At 35.3% G+C, this 12,942-nt stretch carries 16 protein-coding genes; 5 read left to right on the top strand and 11 right to left on the bottom strand.

What is annotated here, in order from left to right:
* Positions 1-80: 80 nt before the first annotated feature.
* Positions 81-416 (top strand): DUF5658 family protein, encoded by a 336-nt coding sequence (locus BM260_RS09985; protein WP_093537205.1) that lies wholly within the window; start codon positions 81-83, stop codon positions 414-416.
* A 9-nt stretch (positions 417-425) separates the two neighbouring features.
* Here the strand turns inward: BM260_RS09985 and BM260_RS09980 are convergent, their stop codons facing one another.
* The 5 genes from BM260_RS09980 to BM260_RS09965 form a co-directional block, all read right to left on the bottom strand.
* The gene (locus BM260_RS09980) at positions 426-1,430 is read right to left on the bottom strand and encodes a M23 family metallopeptidase (protein ID WP_245762700.1); all 1,005 of its coding nucleotides are present in this window, start codon (positions 1,428-1,430) and stop codon (positions 426-428) included.
* Positions 1,431-1,591: 161 nt separating this feature from the next.
* Positions 1,592-2,293 (bottom strand): gamma-glutamyl-gamma-aminobutyrate hydrolase family protein, encoded by a 702-nt coding sequence (locus tag BM260_RS09975; protein WP_093537345.1) that lies wholly within the window; start codon positions 2,291-2,293, stop codon positions 1,592-1,594.
* An 87-nt stretch (positions 2,294-2,380) separates the two neighbouring features.
* Complete coding sequence (locus BM260_RS09970) at positions 2,381-3,274, bottom strand: NAD-dependent epimerase/dehydratase family protein (RefSeq protein WP_093537204.1); 894 nt, start codon at positions 3,272-3,274, stop codon at positions 2,381-2,383.
* 147 nt (positions 3,275-3,421) lie between these two features.
* Positions 3,422-3,559, bottom strand: coding sequence for a hypothetical protein (locus BM260_RS18420; RefSeq protein WP_175496261.1), 138 nt, complete (start codon positions 3,557-3,559; stop codon positions 3,422-3,424).
* A gap of 14 nt (positions 3,560-3,573) precedes the next feature.
* Positions 3,574-4,791, bottom strand: a complete 1,218-nt coding sequence (locus BM260_RS09965) for a helix-turn-helix domain-containing protein (protein ID WP_093537203.1) — start codon at positions 4,789-4,791, stop codon at positions 3,574-3,576.
* Positions 4,792-4,917: 126 nt separating this feature from the next.
* Here BM260_RS09965 and BM260_RS09960 point away from each other — a divergent pair, with 126 nt between their 5' ends.
* Entirely contained in the window at positions 4,918-6,201 is a 1,284-nt protein-coding gene (locus BM260_RS09960) for a S8 family serine peptidase (RefSeq protein WP_093537202.1), read from the top strand.
* Between the two features lie 114 nt (positions 6,202-6,315).
* On the opposite strand, the gene BM260_RS09955 is transcribed toward BM260_RS09960, so the two are convergent.
* On the bottom strand, positions 6,316-6,795 hold the full coding sequence (locus BM260_RS09955) for a metal-dependent hydrolase (protein WP_093537201.1): 480 nt from the start codon (positions 6,793-6,795) through the stop codon (positions 6,316-6,318).
* Positions 6,796-6,969: 174 nt separating this feature from the next.
* Between BM260_RS09955 and BM260_RS09950 the strand changes: the two genes are divergently transcribed.
* Positions 6,970-7,371, top strand: a complete 402-nt coding sequence (locus BM260_RS09950) for a hypothetical protein (RefSeq protein WP_093537200.1) — start codon at positions 6,970-6,972, stop codon at positions 7,369-7,371.
* A 91-nt stretch (positions 7,372-7,462) separates the two neighbouring features.
* Here BM260_RS09950 and BM260_RS09945 read toward each other — a convergent pair whose 3' ends face one another.
* Together BM260_RS09945 and BM260_RS09940 are read right to left on the bottom strand one after the other, a co-directional pair.
* A complete protein-coding gene (locus BM260_RS09945) occupies positions 7,463-8,125 on the bottom strand; it encodes a ribonuclease H family protein (protein WP_093537199.1) in 663 nt (220 codons plus the stop codon).
* A gap of 349 nt (positions 8,126-8,474) precedes the next feature.
* The gene (locus tag BM260_RS09940) at positions 8,475-9,356 is read right to left on the bottom strand and encodes a helix-turn-helix domain-containing protein (RefSeq protein WP_175496260.1); all 882 of its coding nucleotides are present in this window, start codon (positions 9,354-9,356) and stop codon (positions 8,475-8,477) included.
* A 41-nt stretch (positions 9,357-9,397) separates the two neighbouring features.
* On the opposite strand from BM260_RS09940, the gene BM260_RS18790 reads away from it, so the two are divergent.
* Positions 9,398-9,523 carry a hypothetical protein gene (locus tag BM260_RS18790; protein WP_281249750.1) on the top strand — a complete coding sequence of 42 codons (126 nt, stop codon included), beginning with the start codon at positions 9,398-9,400 and terminating at the stop codon, positions 9,521-9,523.
* Positions 9,524-9,602: 79 nt separating this feature from the next.
* Positions 9,603-10,538: a putative bifunctional diguanylate cyclase/phosphodiesterase gene (locus BM260_RS09935; RefSeq protein WP_093537197.1), complete on the top strand. Its 936-nt coding sequence runs from the start codon at positions 9,603-9,605 to the stop codon at positions 10,536-10,538.
* Between the two features lie 212 nt (positions 10,539-10,750).
* Here the strand turns inward: BM260_RS09935 and BM260_RS09930 are convergent, their stop codons facing one another.
* The 3 genes from BM260_RS09930 to BM260_RS09920 are packed head-to-tail and all read right to left on the bottom strand — an operon-like array spanning position 10,751 to position 12,937.
* Entirely contained in the window at positions 10,751-11,683 is a 933-nt protein-coding gene (locus BM260_RS09930; protein WP_093537196.1) for a formylglycine-generating enzyme family protein, read from the bottom strand.
* Between the two features lie 20 nt (positions 11,684-11,703).
* The gene (locus tag BM260_RS09925) at positions 11,704-12,243 is read right to left on the bottom strand and encodes a chromate transporter (RefSeq protein ID WP_093537195.1); all 540 of its coding nucleotides are present in this window, start codon (positions 12,241-12,243) and stop codon (positions 11,704-11,706) included.
* A gap of 10 nt (positions 12,244-12,253) precedes the next feature.
* Positions 12,254-12,937 (bottom strand): chromate transporter, encoded by a 684-nt coding sequence (locus BM260_RS09920; RefSeq protein WP_093537194.1) that lies wholly within the window; start codon positions 12,935-12,937, stop codon positions 12,254-12,256.
* Positions 12,938-12,942 lie beyond the last annotated feature (5 nt).

Here is a 12,942-nt window from a genome sequence, read left to right as displayed (position 1 = left end):
AGCTATTTTGCAAATGAAGAATATAATCCGTTGCTTCAATCACATACTAATAGAAAAAAGTAAAAGGAGTACATTTTCTATTGCTTACAAATCCCCTCTCATTCATACAAAATAAATTAGTCAAATTAGGAATAATCCTATTAATACTTGCTACTCTCGATGCTTTCTTTACCGATTTTGGCATTCAAAGTCATCATATTACAGAAGCAAATCCTATTATGCGGAACCTATATGAAGGTAACTTAATAGGCTTTTATCTGATAAAAATTGCTCTTCCTATTTTATTAATCGGTATTGTTTCCAAATTAAAATCGAGACCATTTATAGTAGTTTTATTGAATGTTGCTATTTTTCTCTATGTAAGTGTGTTATTCCTTCATTTTTTTTGGTTAACGCTTGCTTTTATAGAAATGTAAATCCAGCAACTAATTTGCTGCTGGATTCTTTTTCGCACTCTTTTCCTGCTGCTCCCAACGTTTTAACAATGGGAAAGGATCATAAGCCCATTCTGTACGTCCGTTAAATTTATACATTCCATAATGTAAATGTGGTGGGAATTTACCAGAGGTACCCTCCCGACCATAACCCGAGCTTCCGACATAGCCGATAACGGTTCCTGGCTCCAAAATATCTCCTTCTTTTAATTCCTTTGTATAGCCTGATAAGTGAGCATAGTAATGATAAGTATTATTTACATCACGAATTCCAACACGCCAGCCACCATAATCATTCCAACCTTTTGTTTCTACAATTCCATAAGTTGTGGACTTCACAGGTACACCATAGGAAGCGAACAAATCGGTTCCTTCGTGCATCCGTCGTCCTCCCCAGCCTCTTCTGTCACCCCAAGTACTGCGGTAACTGTAATTATGCTGAAGTGCCAGTGGAAATGCACGTCCATCTAGGTCTACCGTATTATAATGCTTATAGATTTCAGCATTTGTCATAATTTGTTTAACTGCTTCATCTCGAGTGTAATAGTCCTTCAGTGTTTTTTCAAAATCTTCTTCTGTTACGACACGCTCGCTTAAATAATTAGTTAATGTAAACATCACATCATCATCGTGTTTAAGATCAGCAAAGCCATCATTATTCCCATCAAGTCCACTACCATCAAAAAAAGTGATGGATGTACTATTCCGATCATCTCTTATAGGATTCAATAATCCAACCCAAAAGTCATCGGAAAATTGAAATGCCACAACTCCCTCTCGTTTTGGGAGATCACTGCGAACTTCTTGTAAATTGCGTTCGTATTGGTCAATTGCTGCCAAGTAATACCATGGGAGCATCTCACTTGAATACTTTATATAGTAGTCCATGCGCATTTCCAAAATTTCTTCACGCGTCGGCTCTTTCTCCGCAGCCGAAACATTAGTCGATATTAAAAAGGAAAGCACACAAACAAAAAACCCTTGCCTCAGCCCGATTTTCAAAGCAATACCTCCTCATTCATGATTCAAATAGCTTTCCCTAGAAAAAACATTTCATGAATTACATTTTTTAAGTAAATAGGAGAATAATAAAAACGACTGTATAAACAGTCGTTTATTAAAGCTTAAGTCCAACAGCTAGACAATACATTCTACATTCATTTCATACATGCATTCATAAAGGCTTGAAATATTGCACACGAACTAGCATCCCCTTTTGTTAACAAGCTCTCCGGATGCCACTGTATACCCATAACGAATAGATGCTTCGTACTTTCAAAAGCTTCAATTACACCATCACTAGCGACACCACTGACGATAAAACCTGCTGGCATATTTCTAAGTGCCTGATGATGATAACTGTTCACCTTAAATTTTTCCATTCCAACTATTTTGCGTAACAAAGATCCCACCGTCACTTCAACAAAATGAGAGCCATGCCAATTTGGAGCCTGCTGTTCATGCTGTAGTAATGGTCCATCCTTTTGAGAATAGATATCCTGATACATATCCCCGCCCATCGCAATGCTCATAATTTGGGCTCCACGACAAATTCCTAAAACAGGTTTATTTAACTCTAGCATTTTTTGAACAAGTGCCATTTCAAATAGATCTCGCTCTGGAACAATATTACCTAGACCCGGAAGTGGCTCTTCTCCAAATAATGTCGGGTCAATATCTCCACCACCAGTTAGTAAAAGACCATTAATTGTATTTGCGATTTCTGTAATTCCATCTCCTACTAAATTTGGTAACACAATTGGAACTCCTCCAAATTGTGTGATTGCACGCACATTACTCATTGGGACTGATAGCAAATCCTCTTTTATATTTGACGACACACCAATTACAGCTTTTATACCAAACACTCCTCCTGGTGAAATATATAATGATTGTATGCTTGTGATACGAGTATCTTTCACTTTTGCTAAATAGAGTCTAGGAACCTATTTAGTATTTATTTTTATTAATGCCTCCTCTATTAGGCTAGGAAGGTATTCTTTAAGCTCCCTAAACTCATATCCTTGCCGCTCAGCTTTTTCATTGCTGATCAACCAAGTTTTAGAAATATTGTAGGGTGAATCACTCTCTTCTTTCGTATCTGCTACTACTATCGCTGATTTGCCAACCTTTTCTTCTATATAGGCAAGCAATTCTCCTATTTTCACATTTCCGTTAGATGTCGCATTAATCGGACCTTCAAAATCGGATTGCCCAACCCAAGCTAAGAAATCGCCAGCCTCTTCCTCTGATATAAAATCTATGGCAGCTTCTAAGTTGACCAAATGAATATCTGCTTGATCTCGAACTTTTTTAATATAATAATTGAGTCTATCCGTATAGTCGTTTATACCAATTACAATAGGAAATCTTACAGCGACAACCGGGAAAGGTGCACGACTGAAAAATGCTACTTCTGCCTGTCTTTTTCCTTCACCATACGAAAAATCTTCTTTTGGCCCAATATTTAAGTTGTATTCAAATGGATTGAAATACTCTTCTATAAATCCTTGTTCTCCACCACCTAGTTCATAAACGGATTTAGAAGAAGTGAATACATACTTTTTCGTTTTACCGGCAAACACATCGATTGTATCAATTGCTTCTTGAGATGAATAACATATTTGATCGAATACGATATCCCAATCCGTATGTACAAAATTCTTCTGCATATCACCCACATCGAGACGATCTACTTTAATACGACTTACTTTATCTCCAAACGGATCTTCCACATTACCTCGCGAGGCAACGGTCACTTCAACTCCCTGTTGCAACAAAGATTCGACTAACTGCACACCAAAAAACCTTGTTCCACCTAATACTAAAGCTTTGGTCATATGTAATCCCCCTATCATAATATTCTCTCTACTATCCCATTTCTACTACCAATTAGTCAATATGAGAATATTTAGATTTCAATTATCATAAAAAAATACCAGTCTCAGAGTTAATTGACTCAAAGACTGGTAAAAGCGATACCTTATTTAAATAATAGGAGGATGAATAGGAAGATATAGACTATCTGACATTGTACTATTTGCGACAGATTCTACTTTGTCTACATTCAAGTTAATTGAAATAGAAACTACTATGATAGCTAAAACTACGAAAGCTTTCTTCATAAAGATTCACCTCCTTAAAGTTTAAAATATACTGCTTTATCAAATTTACCTTCTTCCTTGTAAAAATCAGAAAGGAGGTTTGAAAAAAGTTTATACGCATCAGCACAACGCCCATCAGTAGAAATATACGGCAATAACTTCTTCTCTAAATAATCCATGGCTTTGGACTTTTTGTTATCTAAGAGTATTAAATAAAAGGTTGCGTACATTCCATAATGGTGAACCTTAAGTCTACTAGCTTCTTCTTTTAATAATTCAAAATTACCTTTGCTCGCATCCCAATTTTGTAGTTGGTATTCTGTTTGTCCAAGATTGAAAAGACATAACAGAAAATCTTCCGTATCTCTTAGCATTCTTGTTTGGCTCTTCTTAAAATAGGCATTTGCTATAGAATAATTCCCCATTATGTAATGTAAATCTCCAATATTATGATAAACCTGAGGAAGTAAAGAATCATAATTAAATATTTCAGCGTTTCTTAGTAAGTGTCCATATGTTTCTAGTGCTTTGTCATAGACCTTTACACGTGAATAATTCATCGAAAGCGATAACAACGTGTAAAGAATTCTTTTAAAGTTAATTTGTTCTATAAAATATTCCAAAGCTTTTTCTCCGTAAATTATTGCTTGATTGGATTCCTCCAAGTGGCCTTTAACTACCGCAATATGGTAAAGAACCTCTCCTTTAAAAACACCTAGATTAATATTTTGTCGAATAATTTTCATTAGATTCTTATCAGCTTCCGTATATTTACCTCTTGTTACTAAAGATATCGAATGGAAATAGGAAAGTAAATACCTCTCATGTTGGGAAAAATTCTGTTTCTGAACATGTAACCATTTATATTGTTTCTCTGCTTCCTTTAGCTCATTCATAGATAGAAAGTACCTAAACTTATATAGTTCATACAAGTACATAAAGTCTGTAAAAATAATAAAGTCCTTAAAATTTTCTAATTGTTTATAAGCTAGAGGTAACTTTTCTAAGTCATAATATTGAAGGTAAGAAACAAATTCGTCGAGTAGGTATTGAATATTGCGTTCCCCTTTTTCCACTTCTTTTATATCAACTTTTAAGCGTTCTAGTAATAATTGAATTGTTTCAGCATTTCCTTCTCTAAAATTATTCTCAATTTTACTTAGATGCGTGATTGAACAAATCCCCTCGCAGAGTTTAGCTTGGGTCATTTTTTTCTTCGTGCGATGATATTTGATCAATGGTCCTATTTTCATATAATCACATTCTTTCTAGTTTTCTTATAATACTATAGTAGTTTAAATTTTCCCAATAAACAAAATTACTTTTGTATGCTAGTTTTAAATTGCACTACAAAAAAATCGAAAAGGAGTTTTGGAGAAATGAACAAAGCAAAATTATTATTACTAAGCGCAGCATTAATCGGCTCATTAACAATACCACTGCAAGGTACTTCATTAGTAAACGCAACTTCTTCCGAATTAATCGATTCTGCTAAAGGATCAGAGGCATTTCGAGTTTATGTTGAAAGTAATAATAAATCTACAAAAAATAATATAAAAAATCAATACCAAGTTCGTTGGGAGTTAACTGAGAATGGTTTCTCCACTAATATGAACCAAAATCAATATGAAGCACTTCAAAAAAACAAAAATATAACCGTAACAAAAATTGACAAAGTAACACTTGATGCAGATGTACGTTCTTCTGAATTCGAAACAATGGCAGGTGAATATCCAACCGAGCAAACCCCTTGGGGAATAAAAGCTATTTATAATAATTCAAATTTAACGGCCACTTCTGGTGGAGCAGGTATTAATATTGCGGTTTTAGATACTGGAGTAAATATTAATCATTATGACTTAACTAATACAGTGGAACAATGTAAAAACTTCACTACCGCTACTCCAATTGTCAATAATAGCTGTAATGATGCAAATGGACATGGTACGCATGTTGCTGGCACTGCCCTTGCAGACGGTGGGAGTGATGGAGCAGGAATTTACGGAGTAGCACCAAGTGCTGACTTATGGGCTTATAAAGTTCTAGGAGATGATGGATCGGGATATTCAGATGATATCGCCGCAGCAATTAGACATGCAGCCGACCAAGCCGTTTCTACGGGAACAAAAACAGTTATTAATATGTCTCTTGGCTCTTCTGCTAGTAATAGTTTAATAACAAGTGCTGTAAATTACGCTTATAACAAAGGAGTATTAATAATTGCAGCTGCAGGAAATTCAGGTCCTTCCCAAGGATCAATAGGTTATCCAGGAGCCTTAGTAAATGCTGTGGCTGTAGCAGCTCTAGAAAATCGTCAACAAAACGGTACATACCGGGTTGCTGATTTCTCCTCACGCGGATATAGCTCCACTGACGGAGACTATGTAATTCAACAAGGAGATATAGAAATTTCAGCTCCTGGAGCATCTATATATTCTACTTGGAATAATGGTGGATATAATACAATAAGCGGAACATCAATGGCCACTCCCCATTTAGCTGGACTGGCAGCAAAGGTATGGTCCCAAAACCCCTCTTGGTCCCATACACAACTCCGCACAAATTTACAAACCCGTGCGAGAGCAGTAGATATTAAAGGAGGTAGCGGCGCAGCAACTGGCGACGACTATGCTTCTGGTTTCGGTTTTGCAAGAGTGCAATAACTAACAAAAGAGGCTTACTCCACTGTTTCGCCCCCGGGACAAGTGGAATAAGCCTCTTTTATTTATATAGTTATGACAAAATATTCTACAGCATTACATCCTATGTTGAATGATTTATATATATTTACCAAATACCCCGTAGCCAAAATAGACCGTTAGTACTGATAAAGCTGCAAATACGACATACTCAACTGTACCACCAGTTCTCGTAGTTACAGGAAATCGAACCGTTATCTTAAGTGGGTACAATAATTTAATACCATTTTTTGTTGCCATATCAAGTATGTAATGACTTGCCATCCCAACAAGAAAACCAAGTATGATGGAATCATTGTTAATAAAACCATTCAAAAGAAATGCCATTAATACTAAAAATAGTAAACTGTGTGTGAATGAACGATGCCCGAAAAGCGTGTTAATCACCTTTGATAATACTTTAAATTTGCGACCGATTTTACTACCTCCGTGGCATATGTCCGGGATGATTGCCCCAACAACGCCTGCTCCAACTAATAATACCGGATCATAATTTGAAACTTGGGCAAAAGCAAGACTTGCTGCAAGACCGCCGATGATGTGTGTGTTTCCTGTCATGCTTTTATTCTCCTTTTTATGTATATAGACAATTATTTTACACTATTATGAGGATAAACGTTATCGGGCATTTGTACTGCCATTGAATATTAAAACAAACAAAAATGAAATAAATAGTAAAAGGATTGAGCATGAAAACATTTGGGTATATATAAAGAAAGGGAGTGATGATTTATGGCAAACGGAAATAAAAGATCTCTGATAATAGGGGCAGCTACTGCGCTCGCAGCAGTATATTTCACAAACAAAAACAATAAAGCTCAATTAAAAACAGCAGTAAAAAATTCGAAAACGAAGATCGATTCGATGATGTCTTCTAAGAACACAAAACCTAGTCAGGCGACTAAGACAGGTTACTCTGATCCAAACGATCCAGATGATAATCGTATGGTGGAAGAGGGAGCAATGACAAGCGTCCAATATTATAACGAAAACGTACAGGACGCTAACTCAAAAGCTGAGGCAAAACAAGCATTTCCTAAATCACAACATAAAAAATTAGCTAAAAAAGAAGAGTCATTACCAGAAGATAATAATGATTCACCAGCAAAACAGGAAAATGCAGCACACTTATAAAATTTGAAATATAAATAAACACCAGTGTCTCTCTGCGGCACTGGTGTTTATTTATATTGTATATAGTTAATGATCAACATCATTTTAATATTCAATCCTTTACTAATTCAATAACAGCCTGAATCTCAATACCATTTAAACCTTGAGTAGCAAGACGGTCTGCTTCTCCATTCATTTTCCTTGGCACCAACTCATATTCTGCTTGTATGCCAAGCTTCGATAGTTTTCCTTCAATTCGATCTGCCCACCCAGTTAAATCCTGCTCAATTACTGGCCATTCACCATTTAAATGATTAATCACAACCTGTGAATCCCCTATAAATCGAACAGGCAAATGATGAACTCCTAGTAAATCCAATTCCTGTAAACCTAAATGCATAGCAGCGTATTCCGCCTCATTATTCGATTCTAAACCCGTCGTAGCAGCATTTCTTCTAAGTCTATAAGACTTGCCATTCTGTTCATAATAAATAACACAACCTAGCCCCGAACTTTTCGTATCTCGATCATATCCCCCATCAAAATAAACCGAGACATTATGCGGCTCCGTCTCAATACCTTTCAAATACCCCTTCAATTCCTTTACTGTCCACGAACTATCAAACCTATCCACAAAAGTAACTTGCTTTAGTCGACCGGTACGCTCCATATCTTCGGCAAATAACAACGCTTGCGCTGCGGGCACTTCCTCTGAAAAGAAATCCATCTCCGCTCCTCGCTTCGTTTTGTAAATCCACTCTATTCTCACTTTCATATCGCATTCCTCCTAATAGCATTAGTATCACCATTTTATATCCATTTATGATGCTTCTTCTACAAAGTGAAAGCTTAAGAAAATGACCGATATTCTTGTTAAGGAAAAATTTTAAATAAAAGTTGTTGAATACTTAAGAAAATATCCATTTATGCATATCCTACAGATTTTTTTCAAATTATCTAGTATATTTGAAATGCAAAAAGTATTTAAAACACGTTTTATTAAGTATTTTGTACTCTTTTGTAAATGCTCTTTTAGTAACGAGTGAGTAAATTACTTAATTACAGAAATGGAGGAAAACATCTAACAATAGAAGCTTACTGAAAATCGACACAAGACTCCCAGTCTAATGTAAAAATTGCTTTTTATTTTGATTTATTGCTTGAATGTAAAAAGGTAGTTCCTGAAACTCAAAGAAAAACAATGCTTGTTTATAAGCCTCTTTAATCTCTTCTAATGGAGCGGCCTTCTTTTCTAAACATTGGCCTTTGTAGTATAAGAATTGACCATTTAAGAACATAAACGAGCTTTCCTTAGATTTTTGAATACCTTGGTTAGCAGTTTCTAAGGAAGTATCATATTCTTTTAAGTCATAAAGGATCTTACATTTATTAAATAAAACTGTTATTAGGGTTCTATAAATTTTATAATCACTATAATTTTTATGAATATGTTCTTTTAAGATTTTATTATAATGGTATAGACATTTCTGACTCTCACCATTCTCTCCATAGACATTCGCAATCGTATTATTAATTTTGATTTGTAAGAATCTAAATTGGATTGTTGTTGGATTTGAAAATTTTATAATACTCTTTAAGTTCTCTATACATTTTTCTGGCGAGATTATTTTCAAATAATATTTTGCTGTACTTAAAATATATTCTAAGTATAAGTTTAACCAAATATTATCTTTCTCAAGTTTATTATTATCAATTATTGAAATTACCTTTTTATAATTATGTTCCTTTAAGTGGTAATCAATATCATTTATTAATTCCTCACTTTCAAGGACATTTTTATGGAATAGCATTTCAATAAAGTACTCAATAGGGACTTGAAGTTTTAAAGCAATTTTCAATAAAGTATCTATTGCTGGATATACTTCTCCAGCTTCAATTCGACTAATCGTCGACTGTGTACAAATATCTTTTGCGAGCTCCTTTTGGGAAAAACCCAACTCTGTCCGCAGTTTACTAATTTCTAAACCTAAGTATTTAATTTCCAAAATATCACCCCAAATTATAGAAAAAAGGACGGTAAAAAAACATGAAAAAATTATCTATTATCCTATTAATCGTATTAGCAGTAGCTTTATATCCAAATGGAAGCAGTGAAGAGACAAAATCAATTAAACAACCTATAACTACATTTGATTTACCATTCATTAACTAAGACATCAAAGTCCAATAAAATTCATAATTTTATTGGACTTCTCTAAACAAAACCAAATCATATATAAGGAGAAAAACCAATGCAGCCTAAAGTGAACCTTGAACCGAATCCCTCGTCTATTAAGCATAGCGCAGTTAATAAAAATAATCATCAAAAAAATAGTGAAACTGATTTAAATAGCTTAAATGGAGTGGATAGCGACCAAGCAATTGTTTCTTCCTCCTCCGTGCTGGAATTGGACCTTATATATGCAATACATAGAAACGAGTTTGAATTGTATTACCAACCTAAAGTGAATACGAAAGAAAATGTTATTATTGGTGCCGAGGCACTTATTAGATGGAATCATCCTAAATTAGGGTTAATATCGCCCAATGATTTTATTCCGTTGGCTGAAAAAATAGGTTTTATTAATGATATTGGCAAATGGGTTAAGAAAACTGCATGTGCTCAAAATAAAGCATGGCAAGATGCGAAACTTCCTGCTATTCCAGTGTCTATCAACTTATCTGCCTCACGCTTCATGGAGACAGATTTAGTTAACAGTACTAGGGAAACACTGGAGCAAACTAAGCTTGAAGCTCGTTATTTAGAGATAGAGATTACCGAAACTTCTATTATGAGGAACGAGGAAATTGTATTCTCCCAATTAGATGCGTTAAAAAAGTTAGGGATTAAAATTGCATTAGATGACTTTGGAACTGGCTACTCTTCGTTATCCCATTTGCATCATTTTAATGGAAAAATTGACATATTAAAAATTGATCGTTCTTTTATTAAAGATTTGAGTAACACTAAGCAAGAAGATGCAAATTTCATCGTACATATGATTCTGCAATTATCAAATCACTTAAACATGGATGTAATCGCAGAGGGCGTTGAAACTATGGAGCAATTGAAGGTTCTACAAAACTATAATTGCAACACAGTTCAGGGTTATTTGTTTTCCAAACCAGTACCCGCAAATCAGTTTGCCGAGTTATTGAAGAAACAGAGGATAGAACCTATTCGATGAAAATTCTATAAAAGGTTCCCCTCCTATGAAGGAAACCTTAGATTTAGTATAGGTATCTAATTTACTTTTCTATTACTTTACCAAAATTCCTCTGTTTTCTACTTATAGTAATTCTATACCTCGTACAAAACATCTTTATTGAGCTTGAATTAACGGTACCTCTAATTATATCTTGCCTCTATTAATCTACTAACTATACTTACCATCAGTTATTAAACGTCACTTACACATCTAAAGCCAATATTCCCTGTAGAACTATCTGCTGTATTAGAACTACGTGCAGCCACTCTATAACGATTACAATAAGACTCATGACATAGATAAGAGCCACCTCGCATCACTTTTGAAGCATGGCTTTGAGATTCCATCGAATCTGTTTGTCTAGCGTCCGAGCACCACTCCCATACATTACCTGCTACATTATAGAGACCAAATCCATTGGTTGGGAAAGACTGTGCTGGCGCAGTTCCTAAATAACCATCCTCATTCGTATTTTCATATGGAAAGTTACCTTGCCAAATATTACAGTGATGTTTACCATTTGGAGTTAATTCATCTCCCCAGGCATATTTCTTTTGTTCCAGACCCCCACGCGCTGCAAATTCCCATTCTGCTTCTGTTGGCAAGCGTTTTCCAGCCCAGTCACAGAAAGCTATTGCATCATTCCAGGATACTTGAATAACAGGATGATCCATTCGATTGTCGATTGTAGATCCATGACCTTCTGGTTGGTACCAGTAGGCTTCTTCAACAACTAGCCACCATGGGGTTCCAGGAACCTGCTGTATTACTTTTGCTTTATTTTTTTCTACAAAATGATTAAAAACAAATGACCAGCCAAATTGCTCTGCCTCCGTTTTATATCCTGTTTCCTGCACAAATTGCATAAACTCTTCATTCGTTACTGTATGGCGATCTATGTAAAATGGAGAAACGCTCATTCTTCTTGCAGGTCCTTCTCCATCTTCTGGGGAGCCATCATGATCATTTGTCCCCATTATAAATTCACCGCCTGACAAATAGACCATTTTCTCTTTGAATTTTATTTCCTTATCTAGCGTTTCTTTATTTTGTACTATATTCTCTCTGGTTTGGATCGATTGTCTATTTCTATTCACTGAGCAACAAGAATTTTCTTTGTTCATTTTTCCAGCTCCTATACATCTTAACTATATAATATAGTTCCACAAACTCCAGACAACAAAATGATTAGAATTGGATGCATCTTTGTTTTAGTAACTGCAAATAAAGATAGTCCAAAGATTGCTACTAAACTAAACGTATACCAGGAAAGTTCCCCGATTACATCATTTGAAATCGCAAATTCAATTGCAGAATAAGCGATTAGTCCTGTTATAATAGGTCGTAGTCCATAAAATGCAAACTTCACATATTTATTTTCATGAAATTGGAAAAAGAACTTAGCAATTATTAAAATAATAAGTATAGATGGTAAAACCATTCCTACTGTTGAAATAATAGCACCAGGTAAACCAGCGGTATGAAAACCTACAAAGATGGCACAGTTAGTAGCTATAGGACCAGGAGACATACCAGCTATCGCTATTACATCTGTAAACTGCTGGGTTGTCATCCAACCGTGAACAGTAACCTCTGATTCAATAACTGGAATCATCGCATATCCCCCACCAAAAGAGACGAAGCCAATCATTAAAAAGGTTGTAAACAATTCCAACAACAGCATGAAGTACCCCCTAATCTATTTGCTCCGACTCCTTTTCAAGTCTCGTCACTATTCCCAAGTATTTTTTTATATATACAGCAATAAGACCTGTCAAAATCCCACCAACAATCATAAATACAGGATGCACTTGAAGAACATATAAAACAATTACTGACGTTATAGCTACTAACCAAGTTGTTTTATCGTATATGGATGTTAATCCAACTTTATAAGCTGCATACGCAATTATAGCCACTACGGCAGCACGTATTCCAACAAAAGCGGCTTCTATATAGTGATTATCTTGAACATACAGATACAAAACACTCAATAATATCACGATCCAAAACGTTGGTAATAATACTCCAAACATCGCTGCTACTGCCCCTTTAAAGCCAGCAAGCCGGTATCCAACAAAAATAGCAGAATTGATCGCAATGGCACCAGGTACCGATTGAGCTATTGCAAAAATCTCTGTCACCTCTTTAACAGTAATCCATCTTTTTTTCCATACGACTTCCCGTTCAATTAGCGGGATCATCGCATATCCACCACCAAATGTTACAGGGCCAATTTTTAAGAATGAAAAGAAAATATCTCTAATAAGCTTCCAGTCCGTTTTCTTAATAGAATCACTACCCCTCTTACGGAGAGTTAATAATGCCCTCCAACAATGTAAGGCTACCTTGTAGCTAAATTCATTGATGAAAGGCATTGATT

The sequence above is a fragment of the Psychrobacillus psychrotolerans genome (assembly GCF_900115805.1).
Lineage (GTDB): Bacteria > Bacillota > Bacilli > Bacillales_A > Planococcaceae > Psychrobacillus > Psychrobacillus psychrotolerans.
Note: the sequence above shows the minus strand (reverse complement) of the source record. Positions and strands in the feature narration are given on the sequence as shown.